At 62.7% G+C, this 17,317-nt stretch carries 18 protein-coding genes; 6 read left to right on the top strand and 12 right to left on the bottom strand.

Annotated elements, in window-relative coordinates:
* Window positions 1-151: 151 nt before the first annotated feature.
* A complete protein-coding gene (gene sbcB / locus AACQ95_RS16420; RefSeq protein WP_241279074.1) occupies window positions 152-1,579 on the top strand; it encodes an exodeoxyribonuclease I in 1,428 nt (475 codons plus the stop codon).
* 152 nt (window positions 1,580-1,731) lie between these two features.
* Window positions 1,732-2,238, top strand: a complete 507-nt coding sequence (locus AACQ95_RS16415) for a hypothetical protein (protein ID WP_241279073.1) — start codon at window positions 1,732-1,734, stop codon at window positions 2,236-2,238.
* Between the two features lie 72 nt (window positions 2,239-2,310).
* Here AACQ95_RS16415 and AACQ95_RS16410 read toward each other — a convergent pair whose 3' ends face one another.
* On the bottom strand, window positions 2,311-4,020 hold the full coding sequence (locus AACQ95_RS16410) for a glycoside hydrolase family 36 protein (protein ID WP_241279072.1): 1,710 nt from the start codon (window positions 4,018-4,020) through the stop codon (window positions 2,311-2,313).
* 191 nt (window positions 4,021-4,211) lie between these two features.
* Here AACQ95_RS16410 and AACQ95_RS16405 point away from each other — a divergent pair, with 191 nt between their 5' ends.
* The 3 genes from AACQ95_RS16405 (at window position 4,212) to cdd (ending at window position 6,332) form a co-directional block, all read left to right on the top strand.
* Window positions 4,212-4,568 (top strand): CidA/LrgA family protein, encoded by a 357-nt coding sequence (locus AACQ95_RS16405; protein ID WP_042035460.1) that lies wholly within the window; start codon window positions 4,212-4,214, stop codon window positions 4,566-4,568.
* A complete protein-coding gene (locus AACQ95_RS16400) occupies window positions 4,565-5,251 on the top strand; it encodes an LrgB family protein (RefSeq protein WP_241279071.1) in 687 nt (228 codons plus the stop codon). The genes AACQ95_RS16405 and AACQ95_RS16400 overlap by 4 nt, the downstream gene beginning before the upstream one ends.
* A gap of 187 nt (window positions 5,252-5,438) precedes the next feature.
* Window positions 5,439-6,332, top strand: coding sequence for a cytidine deaminase (gene cdd / locus AACQ95_RS16395; protein WP_241279070.1), 894 nt, complete (start codon window positions 5,439-5,441; stop codon window positions 6,330-6,332).
* 67 nt (window positions 6,333-6,399) lie between these two features.
* On the opposite strand, the gene AACQ95_RS16390 is transcribed toward cdd, so the two are convergent.
* The 3 genes from AACQ95_RS16390 to AACQ95_RS16380 form a co-directional block, all read right to left on the bottom strand.
* On the bottom strand, window positions 6,400-8,064 hold the full coding sequence (locus tag AACQ95_RS16390) for an AMP-binding protein (RefSeq protein WP_241279069.1): 1,665 nt from the start codon (window positions 8,062-8,064) through the stop codon (window positions 6,400-6,402).
* Window positions 8,065-8,161: 97 nt separating this feature from the next.
* Window positions 8,162-8,440: a YfcL family protein gene (locus tag AACQ95_RS16385; protein ID WP_042872229.1), complete on the bottom strand. Its 279-nt coding sequence runs from the start codon at window positions 8,438-8,440 to the stop codon at window positions 8,162-8,164.
* 123 nt (window positions 8,441-8,563) lie between these two features.
* Window positions 8,564-9,679, bottom strand: a complete 1,116-nt coding sequence (locus AACQ95_RS16380; protein ID WP_241279068.1) for an ATP-NAD kinase family protein — start codon at window positions 9,677-9,679, stop codon at window positions 8,564-8,566.
* Between the two features lie 108 nt (window positions 9,680-9,787).
* Here AACQ95_RS16380 and AACQ95_RS16375 point away from each other — a divergent pair, with 108 nt between their 5' ends.
* Window positions 9,788-10,519: a TerC family protein gene (locus AACQ95_RS16375; protein WP_043136098.1), complete on the top strand. Its 732-nt coding sequence runs from the start codon at window positions 9,788-9,790 to the stop codon at window positions 10,517-10,519.
* Window positions 10,520-10,578: 59 nt separating this feature from the next.
* On the opposite strand, the gene AACQ95_RS16370 is transcribed toward AACQ95_RS16375, so the two are convergent.
* The 8 genes from AACQ95_RS16370 to AACQ95_RS16335 all read right to left on the bottom strand — a co-directional run bounded on the left by AACQ95_RS16370 (window position 10,579) and on the right by AACQ95_RS16335 (window position 17,281).
* Window positions 10,579-11,067 (bottom strand): OmpA family protein, encoded by a 489-nt coding sequence (locus AACQ95_RS16370; RefSeq protein WP_098983874.1) that lies wholly within the window; start codon window positions 11,065-11,067, stop codon window positions 10,579-10,581.
* Between the two features lie 2 nt (window positions 11,068-11,069).
* A complete protein-coding gene (locus AACQ95_RS16365; protein WP_241279067.1) occupies window positions 11,070-12,338 on the bottom strand; it encodes a diguanylate cyclase domain-containing protein in 1,269 nt (422 codons plus the stop codon).
* Window positions 12,335-12,883 carry a YfiR family protein gene (locus tag AACQ95_RS16360; protein WP_241279066.1) on the bottom strand — a complete coding sequence of 183 codons (549 nt, stop codon included), beginning with the start codon at window positions 12,881-12,883 and terminating at the stop codon, window positions 12,335-12,337. Before AACQ95_RS16360 ends, AACQ95_RS16365 begins: the two co-directional genes overlap by 4 nt.
* 200 nt (window positions 12,884-13,083) lie before the next feature.
* Entirely contained in the window at window positions 13,084-14,631 is a 1,548-nt protein-coding gene (gene tyrR / locus AACQ95_RS16355; RefSeq protein ID WP_043136086.1) for a transcriptional regulator TyrR, read from the bottom strand.
* A 134-nt stretch (window positions 14,632-14,765) separates the two neighbouring features.
* On the bottom strand, window positions 14,766-14,858 hold the full coding sequence (locus AACQ95_RS16350; protein ID WP_420866512.1) for a 4a-hydroxytetrahydrobiopterin dehydratase: 93 nt from the start codon (window positions 14,856-14,858) through the stop codon (window positions 14,766-14,768).
* A gap of 28 nt (window positions 14,859-14,886) precedes the next feature.
* Complete coding sequence (locus AACQ95_RS16345; protein ID WP_277604380.1) at window positions 14,887-15,225, bottom strand: 4a-hydroxytetrahydrobiopterin dehydratase; 339 nt, start codon at window positions 15,223-15,225, stop codon at window positions 14,887-14,889.
* A 53-nt stretch (window positions 15,226-15,278) separates the two neighbouring features.
* On the bottom strand, window positions 15,279-16,073 hold the full coding sequence (phhA, locus tag AACQ95_RS16340) for a phenylalanine 4-monooxygenase (protein WP_241279065.1): 795 nt from the start codon (window positions 16,071-16,073) through the stop codon (window positions 15,279-15,281).
* Between the two features lie 164 nt (window positions 16,074-16,237).
* Window positions 16,238-17,281 carry a YcjF family protein gene (locus tag AACQ95_RS16335; RefSeq protein ID WP_241279064.1) on the bottom strand — a complete coding sequence of 348 codons (1,044 nt, stop codon included), beginning with the start codon at window positions 17,279-17,281 and terminating at the stop codon, window positions 16,238-16,240.
* Between the last annotated feature and the right edge of the window lie 36 nt (window positions 17,282-17,317).

Genomic DNA, 17,317 nt, shown 5'->3' with positions numbered 1-17,317 from the left:
CCGACGTCCTTGAGCGTTCAATAAACCGGCAGCCAGGGCGCCCGGGCTTCGCTCTGCCTGCGCTATGGTTTACCATGCTGGCAACTGCGGTGCATGGCACCGCCCACCCAGGCGCCATGGCGCCGCCATCGGACATCTCACCTCGAGCAACATGAGCGAAATAGCACAGCCCGGCAGCGAGCCCACCTTCTACTTCCACGATTACGAGACCTTCGGCATCAGCCCGGCCAAGGACAGACCGGCGCAGTTCGCCGGCATTCGTACCGATGCGGATTTCAATCTCATCGGCGAGCCGCTGGTCATCTATTGCAAGCCGCCGGCGGACTATCTGCCGGAGCCGGAGGCCTGCCTCATCACCGGCATCACGCCGCAAAAGGCGATGAAGGACGGGCTGTGCGAGGCAGATTTCATTGCCCAGATCCACGAGCAGTTTGCCACCCCGAATACCTGCGTGCTGGGCTACAACAGCATCCGCTTCGATGACGAGGTGACCCGCTACACCCTCTATCGCAACTTCTACGACCCCTACGCCTACAGCTGGCAGAACGGCAACTCCCGCTGGGACATACTCGACATGCTGCGGGCCTGCTATGCCCTGCGCCCGGAGGGGATCGAGTGGGCCTTTGACGAGGAGGGCAAGCCGAGTTTCAGGCTGGAGAAGCTGACGGTGGCCAACGGCGTGGCCCACGCCAATGCCCACGATGCGCTCTCGGACGTGCTGGCCACCATAGAGATGGCCAAGCTGGTGAAAAAAGCCCAGCCCAAGCTGTTTGGCTATCTGTTTGAGCTTCGCAACAAGAACAAGGTCAAGGCACTGATCGACGTGGTGACCATGAAGCCGCTGACCCATGTCTCCGGCATGTTCTCCCCCTGGCAGGGGTGCGTCAGCTGGGTGTCACCGCTCGCCTGGCATCCCAGCAACCAGAACGCGGTGATCATGGTGGATTTGACCCGCGACCCCACCCCGCTCATCGAGCTCACGAGCGACGAGATCCGCGAACGACTCTATACCCGCAAGGACGAGCTGGGGGATCTGGCGGCCATTCCGGTCAAGCTGGTACACATCAACAAGTGCCCCGTGCTGGCGCCGGCGGCCACCCTGACCTCCGAGCGTGCCGACGAGCTTGGCATAGACAGGGAACAGTGCCGCAAGAGCCTGAACCTGCTGCGGGCTCACCCCGAGGTGCGGGAAAAACTGGTGGAGGTGTTCAATCAGGAGTTTGCGGGCAACAACGACTCGGATCCGGATACCCAGCTCTACGCCGGCTTCTTCGGTCACGGCGACAAGGCCACCATGGATCTGGTGCGTGCCACCCCGGCCGAACTGCTGGGGGAGCGGGAATTTGCCTTCACAGACGCGCGTTTGCCCCAGATGCTGTTCCGCTACCGCGCCCGCAACTGGCCGCACACCCTGAGCGAGGCGGAGCAGAAGCGCTGGCGCCTGCACTGCAGCGACTACTTCAGCCGCCGCCTGCCGGACTACGCCCCCCGCCTCGAGGCGCTGGCCGAGCAGAATCAGGGTAACGAACGGAACTTTGCGATTCTCAAGAGCCTCTATCACTACCTCGAAGATCTGTGAGATGTGATCGGTTTCACAGTTAAATGTCGGTATGCTCCCCTCGCCCAAGACATAATGGGAGGGGGAGCAAAGACTCCTGAAGTTTCAATTATTTGTGCGCTAACATTGCATTAACGGCCTTTGGCTATCGACCCTTGGGGATGCCTCATCTGATGCGTTCAGGATTATCCGGTTTCGGTTTGCTCGTCTGCTCCCTGCTGCCTTCGGCCAGCATGGCGGGCGTGCGTTTTGATGTCCCCGACTATTTGCTGCAATTGCCGCAACAGACTTATCAGCTGATCGAGAGCAACTTCAGCCGCCTCTATCAGCAGACCGACTTCACTCCCCAGATCACCAACAGCTATTTCAACCGATCTGATCTCTACAACTTCGTCGGTGTGCCGCTGGCCATCACCCCCCAGGCGGGTTTTCAGCTGGAAGTGTTCGGTCAGCTTTTCAATCGTGCCTCCCAGAGCTATGTACACATGAGCCAGGACATGTCGCTCTATCGGATGATCCGGGCCGACATGATTGGCAACACCAACGATGAAGTGGCCATCGGCATGGGGCTCGGCATTCCCCTCAGCCCGCAGCTCACCTTCAAGGCGCTGCTCTCCAGCAACGAGATCCCGGGCTATGGCGCCGCCAACTACGCCATCGGCTTCGAGTGGCGTTACTGATCCACTGCATATTTGCCCCTCTACGAATAACTCAGGCTCCCATGGGAGCCTGAATCATGATCGTCAGCGTGCTCAGCGGTAGCGGATCACCCGCCCCTCGCCCCCTTGCAGGGTGATCGCGGTGCCGACCGCACCCTCATCCCAGAAATCCTGGCCGCCCGCCGGCAGCAGGAACTCCTGAGGCTGCCCCTCCCAGTTGAAGAGGCAGAGCAGGGTACCGCCCTCGGGCAGGCTCACTTCCCCACAGGCAAACTCCATCGACTCGAAGCGGGCTGAAGGGGCCCGGGCCGCGCACAGGGCCAGCAATTTGTGCAGTTGCGCCGTCTGTGCTGCATCGAGATCCTGCAGCCGGTCACCGGCCAGCATCATGCCGCCGCTCGCCACCAGCGCCGCCAGATGAAAGCGGTACTCTGCCGGGCTGGCCTGCTGACTCGGCAGATCCCGCAGGCAGATGCAGTCGGGATCCAGCGCCCACAGCCGGTCGTTTTGCCAGGCGCGGCAGAAGGCCTCGCGGGCAATCTGGCGAAAACGGTGGCCATTGCGCTCCACGTCATCGCTCACCCGCATGCCGTGCACCAGCCCCAGGCTCGGCCAGATGGGGGCGTTGCAGCCGAGCAGGAAGGCGCCCTCGCCCGCCCCGCGCAAGATGGCGGCCATGCCGCGCCGATAGGCTTCGACCCGGGTGGCGGAAGAGTCATGGAAACGGCCGCCGTGAATGGCGCCCCAGAAGTTGGCATCCAGCTTGAAGTAGTGAATGCCCCACTGCTGGCGCAGGGTGCGGAATACCTGCTCAAGGTGAGCCTGCACCTCGGGGTGGGTGCCGTCCAGCACATACCAGGGGGTGCAGCGCCAGCCGCCATAAGTAACCCGCTCTGAGGGGAGCGGCAGACCGTCATCCCCCTTCACGAACCAGTCGGGGTGCTCCTGAAACACCTGTGAGGTCGGCTCGGCAATAAAGGGGGCGACCCAGAGCGCGGGCTCGCAGCCGGCACTGCGGATCTCCGCCGCAAGGGCCGCCACTCCCTGTTCGAACTTGGGCGAAGGGGTGAGCCAGTCCCCCATCTTCGCCTGATAGCCATCGTCGATCTGCACGTAGCGCAGGGCCGGAAAACGCTCGGCCCGCACCGCCAGATTCTCGCGAATATCGGTGGCGCTCACCTGTGCATAGTAGTGATACCAGGAGCACCAGCCGCTGGGGCGGCTCGCCACCTCGGCGATCAGGCTGCCGTGTTCGGCCTCGATCATGCTCGCCAGTTCGGCCAGCAACGCCTCGCGATCAGCCCCCTCCAGACAGATCAGCGCCTCGCTCTGCCAGTGCTGGCCGGCAGGCAACAGACGATCTTCGCAGTTCATCAGGATTTGCAGACGACCATCGGGATAGAGGCGGAACTCGCCGCCAAAACGGTGGCAACTGGCGAAGGCGAGCAGCAGCCAGCCCTTGCCGTGTTCCACCAGCAACAGGTTGTGGACCGTGTGATAGCCGTCGTCGTCGCTGATGCGATAGACGCCGGCATCGGGACAACGGCCAACCGGCTGCGGGGCCTGCCAACTGCCCATGGTCTGAGCCAGCATCTGGAATCCTTCGCCATAGATAGCGCACGCAGGCGAGAGGCCGAGCTTGCCGTCAAACAGCACCCAGCGGCCGACCGGCACGGCCTCAGGGCCTGTGTTGTCGAGCCTGACCCGGCACGCAGACCCGTCCCACTGACGGGTTTGCAACAAATCCGGGGGCAGGCCGCTATCGGCCGCCAGTTGACGCACGCGGGACAAGAGGGATGTCATGGCTACTCCTTGTAATTCATAAACAAAACAAACAGTTCAGAACCTGGTCGTTCGAAAAGTGCATCGAGTCAGAAAATCTTCAATCAAATCAGCTTCAAACGAACTGATTTCAGCTGTTATTGTTTTAATGCCGCGCCCCTGCCTCTCTGGTAAACTGCCAGTTCATTCACAGTTACCAAGTTGGGGCTCACGTGATCGCGCAACGTGCCTTGCTGTACCTTCGTGACTTCATGGTCATAGTCGCCTGCCTGCTGGCGGGCAAAACCCTGGCAGCCATACTGCCGTTCGCCTTCCCCGGCAGCATCATCGGCATGCTGCTGCTGTTCGTGCTGCTCTCCTTGCAACTGGTGAAATTGCACTGGGTCGAACTCGGCGCCGGCCTGCTGCTGCGCCACATGGGCGTGCTGTTCGTGCCGGTGGCGGTCGGGCTGGTGGCCTGGCTGGAGCCGCTGCGCCAGTCGTTCGGCCTCATCATGCTCTGCATAGTGCTCGGGATAGTCTTGATCCTCGGCACGGTCGGCCGGCTCTACCAGAGGATGAACCGATGATCTTCTGGCTTGCCATCCCCCTGACCCTGGTGCTCTACTTCGCCACCCGGGCCCTCTATCGCCGCCTGCCCTGGCCCATCATCAATCCCGTGCTGGTGCCCACCGCCGTCATCATAGGCCTGCTGCTCTGGCTCGATCTGCCGCTGGATCAGTACGAGAGCGGCACCCGCCCCATCACGGCCCTGCTGGAACCCGCCGTGGTGGCGCTGGCCCTGCCGCTCTACCAGCAGGCCCGCCAGATCCAGGCCAGGCTCAAGCCCATCCTAATCAGTACTCTGGCCTCCGTCTTGATCTCGGTCTGCACAACCCTGCTGATCGGTCATTTTATGGGCGCCGATCCGGCATTGCTGGCCTCGCTCGCCACCAAGTCCATCACAACCCCGCTCGCCATGAGCGTCAGCCAGTCCCTCGGCGGCATTCCGGCCATCGCGGCGGCCGTGGTGGTGGTGGTCGGGATTGTAGGCGCCCTCATCGGCTACCCGCTGCTCAAACTGATGCGGGTGACCGACCCCGAGGCCCAGGGGCTGGCCATGGGAGCCTGCGCCCATGCCATCGGCACCGCCACCTCCGCCGAGAAGGGCATTACCCAGGGGGCCTTCTCGTCGCTCGCCATGGTGGTGTGCGGCATCCTCACCGCCGCCGTGGCCCCCCTGCTGTTTGCCATTTACCACTGGTTGAACTGAGTCGTACCGATTTTCGGTTGTGCGGGCCTGGCGGCCCGCCACAGTGCGAGCTGACGCACAGTTTGCGCAAGACAAACGTTTCCTTTACCATCCCCCTCCTTTTGCCCGTCAGGGCGTGAGCGCGCTCACACATTTTGCCGAGCTTGCTCCCTACAATGGCCCCCCAATTGGCCTTTGAGGACACACTATGCATCCCCGTTTTGCCAAGCCACTCGATACCCTGCCCGCCCCGCTCAAAGCGGCGCTGCTGCCCATGCTGGATCCCGAACAGGGCGGCGAATTCAATGCCCGTTTTACCCCTGAACAAGTGGCGACCCTGAAAGCCGCCACAGGTCTCGATGATCGCTCCCTGCGCCTGGCCCTGCTGCCACTGGCCGCGTCCTGCTCTGTGGCCCCCATCTCCAAGTTCTTCGTCGGTGCCATCGCCTGCGGCCTGAGCGGCACCTGGTATTTCGGCGCCAACATGGAGTTCGCAGGACAAGGGCTGTTCCACTCGGTCCATGCCGAGCAGTCCGCCATCTCCAACGCCTGGCTGGGCGGTGAGACAGGGATCAGCGAGATCACCGTCAACTACACCCCCTGCGGCCACTGCCGCCAGTTCATGAACGAGCTGAGCACCGCCAAGATCCTGAAAGTCTCTCTGCCGGACGACCTGAGCGCCCTGCAATCCTTCCTGCCCCACTCCTTTGGCCCGGCGGATCTCGACATCACGGACGCGCTGATGAGTCCGCAAGCCCATGACGAGCTGACGCTTGAGAGCGAGGATCCGCTCTGGCAGGCCGCGCTGGCCGCCGCCCGCCAAAGCTATGCCCCCTACAGTCAGGGCTATGCCGCCGTGGCGCTGCAGTTTGCCGATGGTCGCCTCTTCTGCGGCCGCTACGCCGAGAACGCCGCCTTCAACCCCAGCCTGCCGCCGATGCAGATGGCCTGTGCCCATGCGGTGCTGAACGGTGAAGATCTCGCCACCATCCGCCGCGCCGTGCTGCTGGAGAGCAAAAACGGCCAGATCAGCCAGCGGGACTCCGCCCAGTCCACCCTCAAGGCGCTGGGGTCGGTCGAGCTGGAATACCAGGCCGTCTGAGGTCAAAAACGCCCAACAACAAGGGGAGCCACCGGCTCCCCTTGTTGTTTATGCTGCTAGCTGAGACTCAGGATTCCCAGATGATGCTCTGGGAGGAGGACCAGGCCTCGCCGATGTCCGCGTATTTCTGCTCCAGCAGGTGGCGGCGGATCTTCATGGTGGGGGTGAGCACGCCGTTCTCTATGTTCCAGGGGCTCTTCACCACCAGGATACCGCGAATTCTGGCGTGGGATTCCAGCTGCTCGTTGACCCGGTTGCGCGCTGCCTCCAACTGGGCGTTGATGGCATCCCGATTGCCCTTCATGGCACTCTCGGCCAGTTGCACCAGGGCAACCGGCTGGGGCATGCCGTAACCTATCACGCACAGCTGCTCTATGATGGGTTCCTGCCCCAGCAGCCCCTCGATGGGCACAGGCGCCACGTACTTGCCCTTGGCGGTCTTGAACACGTCCTTCATCCGGCCCGTGATGGTGAGGTAGCCCTCCCTGTCCAGCTTGCCCATGTCGCCGGTGTGGAGCCAGCCATCACCGTCGATGGCCTCGGCGCTGTGCTCGGGATCCTTGTAGTAACCCAGCATCATGCCGTCGCAACGGCAGAGGATCTCCCCCTCATCCGAGATGCGGATCTCGACCCCGGGCCCCGCCTTGCCGACCGTGCCTATCTTGTCGGCGCGGAAGGGACAGTTGAGGGTGGAGAAGGCGTGGTTCTCGGTCATGCCCCAGGCTTCGGTGATATTGACGCCTATGCTGTAGTACCACTGCAGCAGGGCAGGTGACACTGGCGCCGAGCCGCAACCCAGCACCCGCGCCTGATCCAGCCCCAGCCCCTTTTGCAACTTGCGTTTGATGAGACCCGAGACAAACGGGATCTTGAGCAGCAGCTCGAGCTTTTTCTGGGGCAACTTCTCGTGGATCTTGATGCGGAACATGGCCCACAGCCGGGGCACAGAGATAAAGACGGTAGGACGGCAACGCTTGACGTCATCGATAAAGGTGTCGAGGGATTCGGGGAAGGCGATGGTGGCGCCGCTAAACAGGCTGCCACCATAGATGTAGACCCGCTCAGTGATGTGGGCGAGCGGCAGATAGGAGAAGCCGCGATCGGCGGCGGTCAGCCCCACCGCCTCCACCAGTTTCTCGCACGACCAGGCATAACGCTCGACGCTCAGCATGGCGCCCTTGGGCTTGCCTGTGCTGCCGGAGGTGTAGACCAGGCTCAGCAGGGCGTCCGGCACCTGCGCCGGGCTGTCAGCAATGGGCTCGTGCGCCTCCAGCAGATCGTCCCACTGATGGCTGGCGGGCATGGTCTCATAAGGCAAGGCGATGCGCATCAGATCGGCAGGCACGCCAGCCTCCTGGCTCTTCCAGTCATCCAGCTTGCCGACGAAGATCGCCTTGGCCTCGCTGTGGCGCAGCACATATTCGATGGTGTCGACGTTGGCGGTCGGGTAGATGGGCACGCTCACATACTGCCCCATCTGCATGGCCAGATCGGCGATGAACCACTGGGCGCAGTTCTTGGAGAGCAGGGCCACCTTGTCACCGGGCACCAGCCCCAGATGACGCAGTGCCGTCACCATGCGGCGCGCCTCGTCGGCGACTTCACCCCAGGTGAAGTCGACGTATTCGCGGTGGATGGTTTGACGAAGGTAGACTCGGTCAGAACACTGCCGCTCCCAGTGATAGAGCATCTCGAGCGGCAGTTTGTTGGCAATGCGTGATGAGGAGGCCATAGTTTAATCCCTGAAACAAAAGGCGAAACTTATTATTAACCTTTCACTAACTTCAGGGAAGAATAAACTCAAACTTCTGTTTGAAATGTGTATCCGATCAAGCTTCTGCTTGTTGCTGCAAACGAATCCACATTGCCTGTACCAGCTTCTCATCTTCTTCGGAGAGCTCACCCTCCAGAATGGCCTCGTTCAGGCTGCGCAGCACATAGCTCTTCACATCCCGCACCAGGTTCTTGCCCTCCAGCTCGGCGCGCGCCACCGCCAGCGAGATGTGGCCGCGCAGATAGCCCCCCGCAAACAGCTCATCTTCGGTCGCCGTGGCCACCATGCTGTCTATCAGTCCCAACAACTTGTGCTCAAAATCATGAATCGTCATGTAACGCAGCCTCATTTTCAGAGTGGCTGGCAAAAAATTGCCGGCAAAATAATTCGGGGGAGTGGAACCGCGATCCGGTTGATCACGGCTCTCTGGCGCCAGGCCAGCCGCATCCTTGATGCCCTATTCCGGGTTGGCCACCGGGTAGATGACCTGATCCTTGTATCCCGTGGTTATGCGCAGATAACCACTTAACGACCGGTTCAGTGCCGGGTCATCGGTGTCCACCAACAGTGGCCTGCCCGCGAGGGCCGCCAACTTGGCCTTGGTGGCCAGGACCTGGATCTGGTCCCGCCCGACAGCCCGGATCACCTCTGGACTCAATTGCTGATTTCCGCGCCCGAACAGATGTCCCTGTCCGCCGATCAGGGTAATGATCAGCCGGCAGTGACGACCGCGGATCCGGGTCAGGATCTCGGCGGCGGACAGATCCTGCCCGATAAGCTGGCCGTTTTCCACCAGATCCACACCGAGCAAGGTATTTTCCAGGCCTAGCTCTGCCATGCAGGCGGCGACCGTGCTGCCCGACCCCATCAGGTAGAGGGTGTCGGGTTCCATCTGCTCGACCACACCGGCGGCGAGATCCGCCAGCACCAGCTCCTCGGACTCCCGCCCTCCCTGCTTGACCGCCTGCACGTAGCGCAGATCGCCGGGCACCAGCAGCTGGCCGTAATGGCGAGCCCGCACCTTGCCAGCCCGAAACGCCTCCTCGTCTATGTCCATCACCTCGGCATCCACCAGGCTCAGCAATTCGCCGGCGATCATCCGCGCCACCACCCGACCGCTGGCGGCCGGGGTGACCCCATAGACCCCGGAGTGGATTTTGCAGCCCGCCGGAATGCCGAGCACATGGCACGACTCCCCCACTGCCGCACAGATGTCACGCGCCGTGCCATCGCCACCGGCGAACAGCAACAGGTCGACACCCGCCTCCCGCATCCGCTCGGCGGCGGCGCGGGTATCGGCCGCCGTGGTGGTGCCGGCTGCTGGCCGATAGACGATACGGCAAGGCAGCTGGAGCGACGCCGCAAGATCGGCACCCATTTCGCCTGCGACCGTCAGCAACTCGAATGAGTCGGCGAGATCGCACAGGGGCAGCAGGGCTTGCCGTGCCCGCTCCTGCGCTCTGGGCACGGCGCCCAGCGCCAGCGCCTCGGCGACCACGCCATCGCTGCCCTTGAGACCGACCGCGCCGCCAATGCCGGCAACCGGGTTAATGATGAGTCCTAAACGAAACATAGATTTCTCCCTCAAATCGCCCGCCATTTTATCTTTTCAAGGCGCTGGGACAAGCCATGTTGCGCCTGCTAGAATGCGCTGCTTCAATTTTTTAACCAAGGTTCAATCATGCTGGAATGGGTTCTTGATCCCTCTGCCTGGGTTGCGCTCGCGACCCTGACCCTGCTCGAAATCGTGCTGGGCATAGACAACATTATCTTTATCTCCATCCTGGTCGCCCGCCTGCCGGAAGCGCAACGCCAGAAGGCGCGGATCCTGGGTCTGGGCCTCGCCATGGGCACCCGCATCCTGCTGCTGCTGTCGCTCGCCTGGGTGATGCGCCTGACCGAGCCGCTGTTCACCGTGCTGGGTGAGGCCATCTCGGGTCGCGATCTCATCCTGTTGCTGGGGGGCCTGTTCCTCATCGGCAAGAGTGCCCACGAGATCCACGCCACTCTGGAAGGGGCGGCGGAGCCAGAAGGCTCAATCGCGGTTGCGTCCGGCTTCGTCAGCACCCTGATCCAGATCGCCATCCTCGACATCGTCTTCAGCCTGGATTCTGTCATCACAGCCGTGGGCATGGCGGATCACGTGCCCGTCATGGTGCTGGCCATCATGATCGCCGTCTTCATCATGATGTTCGCCGCCAAGGCCATAGGTGACTTCGTCGATCATCACCCCACCATCAAGATGCTGGCCCTCTCCTTCCTCACCCTGGTCGGCTTCGCGCTGATGGCCGAGGGCATGGATCTGCACATTCCGAAGGGTTACATCTACTTCGCCATGGCCTTCTCGCTGACGGTGGAGATGATCAACATCCGCCTGCGCAGTCACCACGACCGCGAGAAGCTCGAGCAGTAAATGCCAGAGCCACAAAAAAGAGCGCCATCAGGCGCTCTTTTTTTATCCACACAACCGGCTTATTCGTTGCTTATGACGATGGCAACACGGCGGTTCTCGGCCCGCCCGGCAGCGGTCTTGTTGTCTGCCACCGGATCCCGCTCACCGCGACCACGGATGTCCAGGTTGGCCGGCTGCATGCCGACCGACACCAGCACCTCGGCCACCGATTTCGCCCGTTTCAGGGAGAGCTGATCGTTGTAGAGCTCAGGCCCGTTGGAGTCGGTGTGACCGTCGATGCGCGCCTTGTTCAGGCCGACACCCAGCAAGGTCTTGCCCAGCTTTTCCACCAGAACACGGGTCTTGGGGTTGAGGGCCTCCACGTTGTTGGCAAACAGCACCCGGTTGGAGAAGTCCAGAGTCCAACCCTCATCGGTCAGGCGAAAGCCCTGCTCCTTGAGTACGGCGATCTGCTCTGCCGTCAAGCCGTGGGGGGCGCTTTGACAGCCCACCAGCACGCTCAACAACAGGCCGATCAGGCCGGTTTTCATCAGGACATGGATCTTCATTGTTATTTTTCCTCTGCAGAAACATCAAATTCCAGCTGGTCATGGAGTGCAAGCTCCCGACGCAGCCGCTTGGATTGGTACATGGCGTTGTCGGCCTGCTGCAACAGCTCGCCAGCGGTCAGCCCCTGCTCCGGATAGAGGGCCGTGCCTATGCTGATGGCCGCCACCAGCTGGCGACCATCCCCCAGCACCACGGGGTCGGCCATGGCCTGCTGGATGCGGGATACCACATCCTGCGCCTCACTCTCTTGCAACACAGGAGTCAACAGGATGGCGAACTCGTCTCCCCCCAGCCGACATACCAGATCCATCGGCCGAAGCTGATGTTGTACCCGTCTGGCCAAGGCGATAAGCACGTCATCCCCGGCGGCATGGCCCAGGGTATCGTTGATCTGCTTGAAGCGATCACAATCGAGGTAGAGCAGTGCGAAACGCTCTTCATGCAAGCGACCCGTGGTCACGGCTTGATCCAGACGAGCCTCAAAAAGAGCACGATTGGGCAGGCCGGTCAAGGCATCGTGGGTGGCCCGGTGCAGCAGGCTGGCGTTCTCCCGCCGCTGATGAGCCTGCCAGGCTTCCAGCTCGTCGAGCAGGGAGTTGAAGTCCCGACCGAGCTCATGCAGCTCGGCGATATGCGCCTCGGGGACCCGCATGGCCAGGATGCGTCGACGGCTGACACTGTGAGCCACCTGCGCCAGCTCCTTGAGTGGCACAGTGAGGGAGTTTTGCATCCAGCGCGCCACGTAGAGCGCCCCCAGCGCACTGAGGATGAGACAGACCAGCATGGCCAGCAGGGTTTGCAGCAGGAACAGCAGCAGATATTGGCCGTGGCCGACCAGATGGATGCGGGCTATCTCCACCCCGCCCCGCATCATGGGCTGATCGACCGGGCCCGGCAGTATGAGCCTGGCCAGATACTGCTCCAGCCCAGACCAGGGGGTGCTCATGGCCCGGCGCCAGCTGGCCAGCGGCTGACCCGTGGGCAGATAGATGCTGGCCTGCGCCACATCCTCATGGGTGACTATGGCTTGCAGCGCCTCCTTGGCGGCCTCTTCGTCATGGAACACCACGGCCGCTTCACTGGTGTAACTAATGGCGCGGGCCACCAGCTCCAGGTTGTGATCCGCGTAGAGGCGCAAGGCCAGCAGAGCGATACCGGTCAGCAGCACACCGGCCATACAGACAGCGGTCAGGGACGTCACCAGGTGGGTGCGTCCCAGACTCTGTCGCAAGGTGAGCCGCTGGGTCGGTGGACGAAAGAGCCCTATCATGGTGTCTCCTCATCCGCCTTGGCCAGCTTGAGCACGGCAGGATGCACCCGCACCCCGCTCCTGGCCAGGGCATCCAGATTGACCCGGAACCGCACGCGATCCAGCCCGACCCGCAGACAGAACACGGCGTCGGCGACACACTCGGCGCTCTGCTCGCTGATGCTGAGAATGGGGTGTTCCCGCAGTCGCTGGAACAGGGACAGCCGCCGCTCCGGCGCCAATATCCCCAGGTAGAGCACGTCACAGCGCCGCCCCAGCGCCTCATCATCCACGTCGTAGCGATGGACGCTGACCGGCCGGCCATTGGCTTGCTGCTTGATGGAAAAGAGGGCGGTGGCATATTCAGTCGGCGCCGTGATGCACAGGCGCAGCTCAGCGGGCTCGGTCGGCCAGCGGGTATAGCTCAGAATGTCGAGGACCGTCTGGCGTACCTGCTCGGCACGCACCTCGGCAGAGGTGGGGAGAACAGGCTCGGTGGCGAGGGCCAGCGAACAGATCAGCGGCGTCAACCACGCCAGGATTCGAACCAGTGAAAGAGAGTGCATCGTGCCTGCGCTTATGCCCACGCCAGCGCCCGCGAAGGCCTGACGCCCAGGAAGGGTGAGCCGGATAGGAGTAGTATTGAGCTTATCAGCAGCATGACAAGGCACCGCCAACAGAACAAGCACATACGTCACTAAATGTCGCAACAATGGCAGGGGCCCACCCTGGTGTGAGCCCCAAGATCCTACCTGCATTCATCTGCTTACTTCTTGCTGATCCCGTATTCGCGCAACTTGTTGGCGATGGCGGTGTGCGACACCCCCAGCCGTTTGGCCAGCTGACGGGTGGAGGGGAAGGCCGGATAGAGCCGCTCCAGCAGCCGGCTCTCGAAGCGCTTCACCGCCTCGTCCAGGCCCCCTTCGAACCACTCGTCGATCAGCGGCATGGCATCGGCCGCTACCGGCAAGTCGACGTGCTCCGGCCCAATCTCGTCCCCTTCCAGCAAGGTCATGGCCCGGTAGAGGCAGTTGCGCAGCTGGCGCACGTTGCCGGGCCAGCGGTAGGCGGTCAGGTACTCGGCCATGTTGCGGGTAAAGCGCGGGCGCGGGCGCTGCAATTCGCTGGCGAAGCGGGAGACGAACTGCTGGGCCAGCGCCATGATGTCCGCCTTGCGCTCGCGCAGGGGCGGCAACGCCAGACTCAGCACGTTGAGGCGGTAGTAAAGATCTTCGCGGAACTTGCCGTCGTGCACCAGATCCAGCAACTGCTTCTGGGTGGTGCAGATGAAGCGCACATTGACCTTGACCTCCTGCTCGTCACCCACCCGGCGGAACACGCCATCCTGCAACACCCGCAGGAACTTGGTCTGCAGATGGGGGGACATGTCGCCGATCTCGTCCAGCATCAGGGTGCCACCGCTGGCCAGCTCCAGCACGCCGCGCTTGCCTTCGGTGTTGTTGCCAAAGGCACCGGGGGCGTAGCCAAACAGCTCGCTCTCGGCCACGTTGTCCGGCATGGCGGCGCAGTTGAGGGCCATGAAGGGGTGGCTGGAGCGCAGGCTGGCGCCGTGGCAGGCGCGGGCCAGCAGCTCCTTGCCGGTGCCGGTCTCGCCGACGATGAGCAGCGGTGCGTCCTGCATCGCCAGCTTGCTCGCCTCCGTCAGTACCTGCTTCATCTTCTGGCTCTCGGCCTGCAGGTGCTCGAAGCCCCCCACTTCCACCGCGTGCAGCGCGCTGAAGTGCATGCCGACCCGACGGGCGGATTTGAGTACCACTACGGCGCCGGCCAGGGCCTGACGGCCCTTCTCTTCGGCCACGAACAGCGGCATCAGGTCCGCCAGATACTCTTCGCCATTGAAGCTGAGCTTGCAGGTCTGCGGCTTGATCTCGCTCGCCTCAAGCCAGCGGCTGAAGGAGAAACCCTTGACCAGGGAGCCCAGGGCCACGCCGCGAATCTCTTCCACCGGCAGGGCCAGGGTGGTGAGGGCGGACTGGTTGGCCTGGGTCACCTTGCCCTTGGCATCGAGGGAGAAGACCAGATCCGGCAGCGCCTTGAGCAGGGCCTCAATCTCGTGGTGCTCGCGCTCGGAGGGCATGTAGGGGATGGTCTTGACGTCATAGACGCCGGGAATGCGGCGGATCTCCGGCATCAGGTGCTGGAAATCACGAAACTCCAGCTCGGGAAAGTTGAGATAGATGATGCCTGAGGTATCGATTTCGATGCCGCGCAGATCGATGTTGTGCTCCACCAGACGGTCGAGCAGTTCCCGGGTCAGGCCCAGGCGGTCTTCACAGCTGACTTCAAGACGCATTCGGGACACACTTCCTAGCTAACTCTATGAATGACCGGATAATACAGACTCGATCCCGCCAGTGCGAGCGCCAGCCCATAAAAATGCGGGCCCGCCCCGCTTTCGCCGGACAGGCCCGAGTCATCTTCTAGCGTTTATTTGATCAGCTGATCGGTGCGCGCCGCCATGATGAAGTCGTTGCGATGCAAGCCGCCTATCTTGTGGGTCCACCAGCTGACAGTCACCATATCGCCCACTCGATGAGTGATGGCGTCTTCACTTCAGCAACTCATCCGTGCGCGCCGCCATGATAAAGTCGTTGCGGTGTAATCCACCAATTTTGTGGGTCCACCAGCTGACGGTCACCCTGCCCCATTCGGTCAGGATTGCAGGATGATGAAACTCCGCCTCCGCCAGTTCCCCCAGGCGGTTGGTGAAGGCCAGCGCCTCCTTGAAGTTACGAAAGGTGAATTCGCGCCTCAGCTGCAGCTCCCCTTTCACCACCAGCGGCTGCCAGTCGGGGATAAGCTGCATCAACTCGGCGAGTTCCTGTTCGCTCACCTTGGGGGCATCGGCGCGGCACGCTTCACACTGCTGGCTGGCCAGTTCGGACATGGGGTTCTCCTTGTTCATCAATGGGATCGGATAACGAAATGGGTCTGATCAATTCAGCTCGCCTGTTTGCCGCCGGCGGGGGCAAAGCGGGGCGGACGCAACCCCAGCCGGCGGGCATCGGACACCATGGCCATGATGTCCTGCTCCGCTAGACGGTAGAGATCGGCCAGCTCGGGCAGCACGAAATAGGTGGGCTGCATGATGTCGATGCGATACGGGGTACGCAGCACTTCTATGGGGTCGAAGGGTTGCAGCACCGGCTGACCGCCGAGGGCATAGGCGGTCTCGCCGATGGAGGAGAGAATGCCGCCGCCGTAGATGCGCAGCCCGGCAGGGGTATTGAGCAGGCCGAACTCCACGGTGAACCAGTAGAGCCGCGCCAGAAAGACGCGATCCTCCTTGCCCGCCTGCAGGCCGAGCTGGCCATAGACATGGGTGAAGTGAGCGAAAGCCGGGTTGGTCAGCATGGCGCAGTGGCCGAAGATCTCGTGAAAAATGTCGGGCTCTTGCAGATAGTCGAGCTCGTCCCGGCGGCGAATGAAGGTGGCCACCGGAAACTGGCGGTTGGCCAGCAGGGCAAAGAAGCGATCGAACGAGATAAGCGCAGGCACGGCGGCCACCGACCAGCCGGTGGCGGGTTGCAACACGGCGTTGATCTGGGCCAGCTGGGGGATGCGATCCCGGGGCAAATTGAGGCGAGTCAAGCCAGCCAGATAGTCGTCACACGCCTTGCCTTTGAGCGCTGCGAGCTGACGCTCGATCAGGATCTGCCAGGTGCCGTGCTCCTCATCCGTGTAATGGATGAGGCCCTGAGGGTCCGGCTGGTGTGCTGTGTAGAGACTTGCCATTAAGGGTTCCATCCTGTCTGCCCGCCCGGTAACCCAAGCAGCGGCGACTCACGTTTGACTGATGGGATCACTGTAACGGTTTGTCCCCTAAAAAAGCAGCCGACCCCGGGGTCGGCTGTTTTTGACAATTGTAAATAATTTGTGACAACCACAATCGAGGCTCGTCACCCCTTGTTGAGATAGCCAGCCAGCTGGCCGATGAGCCGCTTGCGCAGCTCGCCGAGCCTGGGCTTCTCGTCCGCGCACCAGGGCAGCGGGCGGCACGCCTCCATGGTGCGCAGGCCAAGACGCGCAGTGAGCAGCCCAGCCCCCACCCCTTGCGCGGCGCGGGCGGAGAGCTTGGCGGCGAACTCTGCCCCCAGCAGATCCATGCCCACCTCGGTCACCAGCTCGGTGGCCCCGGCATAGAGCATGTTGCGAAACACCTGCCGAATGAGACGGATGCGGCTCCAGTAGCCGAGCTCGATGGCATAGACGTCGGCGATGTCCTCGATCATCCGCAGGTTGCGCCACAGCATCAGCATCATGTCGACGGTGGCGAGCGGGCTCAGGGCCACCAGCACGGCGGCCTCCCCCGACCATTTGGCCACCCGCGCCTGGGCCAGCTTGTCCCGCTCGGTCAGCACCAGCTGACTGTAGAGGGTCAGCACTTCCCGATCGCTGTGGCTCTCGTCGAGCTGGGACAGCCAGTTGTTGTACCCCTCCCGTCCCTTGTCGCCACTCTTCTCGGCGAGCGCCTCGCAAAAAGCCTGCCCCTGCCCGACGCCCTGACGGGCCAGCAGATCGTCGGCCCGAGAGCGCACATCCTGGCGCCGCTTGAGGGTGCGCAGCCGCAGCCACTCGCGCCCCACCACACCTGCCGTGCCTACGGCCACCAGACCGGAGGCCAGCAACCAGGCGCTGCCCCAGAGCGGGGTGGTGAGCAACTGGTCGTAGAGAAAGGCGCCATACTGGCCCAGCGACAACAGGCCAACCGCCCCCAGTCCCCAGCCGAGCAGCCGGTGCCGCCGGCGCGGCTTGATGGTGAGAGCGGGCTCCACCTCGGTGAATGCCTCCAGCTCGTCGAGGCGCTCGAAACTCGCCTCTTCCAGCCGCTGGGCGGGAGCTGGCGGTCGCTCGTCGCTGGCCACAGTCAAGGCGGGCTCCAGGATCACCTTGCCCTGCAGCGGGGCCGGTTCGGCCACCGTCGGTTTTCTCTGATCGTTCATCTTTTTGCTTGCTCCTCCACGCGGCCGTGCAGCCAT

Source organism: Aeromonas sp. MR19 (assembly GCF_963899305.1).
Lineage (GTDB): Bacteria > Pseudomonadota > Gammaproteobacteria > Enterobacterales > Aeromonadaceae > Aeromonas > Aeromonas bestiarum.
This window is presented reverse-complemented; position numbering and strand designations above follow the sequence as displayed.

Bases quoted from the DNA above. Each gene is read 5' to 3' on its own strand.
- AACQ95_RS16360 (WP_241279066.1), bottom strand. From the start codon at position 12,883: ATGCACTCTCTTTCACTGGTTCGAATCCTGGCGTGGTTGACGCCGCTG.
- AACQ95_RS16415 (WP_241279073.1), top strand. From the start codon at position 1,732: ATGCGTTCAGGATTATCCGGTTTCGGTTTGCTCGTCTGCTCCCTGCTG.
- phhA (WP_241279065.1), bottom strand. From the start codon at position 16,073: ATGGCAAGTCTCTACACAGCACACCAGCCGGACCCTCAGGGCCTCATC.
- AACQ95_RS16350 (WP_420866512.1), bottom strand. From the start codon at position 14,858: ATGGTGACTGTCAGCTGGTGGACCCACAAGATAGGCGGCTTGCATCGC.
- AACQ95_RS16345 (WP_277604380.1), bottom strand. From the start codon at position 15,225: ATGTCCGAACTGGCCAGCCAGCAGTGTGAAGCGTGCCGCGCCGATGCC.
- AACQ95_RS16375 (WP_043136098.1), top strand. From the start codon at position 9,788: ATGCTGGAATGGGTTCTTGATCCCTCTGCCTGGGTTGCGCTCGCGACC.
- AACQ95_RS16400 (WP_241279071.1), top strand. From the start codon at position 4,565: ATGATCTTCTGGCTTGCCATCCCCCTGACCCTGGTGCTCTACTTCGCC.
- cdd (WP_241279070.1), top strand. From the start codon at position 5,439: ATGCATCCCCGTTTTGCCAAGCCACTCGATACCCTGCCCGCCCCGCTC.
- AACQ95_RS16390 (WP_241279069.1), bottom strand. From the start codon at position 8,064: ATGGCCTCCTCATCACGCATTGCCAACAAACTGCCGCTCGAGATGCTC.
- AACQ95_RS16410 (WP_241279072.1), bottom strand. From the start codon at position 4,020: ATGACATCCCTCTTGTCCCGCGTGCGTCAACTGGCGGCCGATAGCGGC.
- AACQ95_RS16385 (WP_042872229.1), bottom strand. From the start codon at position 8,440: ATGACGATTCATGATTTTGAGCACAAGTTGTTGGGACTGATAGACAGC.
- AACQ95_RS16380 (WP_241279068.1), bottom strand. From the start codon at position 9,679: ATGTTTCGTTTAGGACTCATCATTAACCCGGTTGCCGGCATTGGCGGC.
- AACQ95_RS16335 (WP_241279064.1), bottom strand. From the start codon at position 17,281: ATGAACGATCAGAGAAAACCGACGGTGGCCGAACCGGCCCCGCTGCAG.
- tyrR (WP_043136086.1), bottom strand. From the start codon at position 14,631: ATGCGTCTTGAAGTCAGCTGTGAAGACCGCCTGGGCCTGACCCGGGAA.
- sbcB (WP_241279074.1), top strand. From the start codon at position 152: ATGAGCGAAATAGCACAGCCCGGCAGCGAGCCCACCTTCTACTTCCAC.
- AACQ95_RS16370 (WP_098983874.1), bottom strand. From the start codon at position 11,067: ATGAAGATCCATGTCCTGATGAAAACCGGCCTGATCGGCCTGTTGTTG.
- AACQ95_RS16365 (WP_241279067.1), bottom strand. From the start codon at position 12,338: ATGATAGGGCTCTTTCGTCCACCGACCCAGCGGCTCACCTTGCGACAG.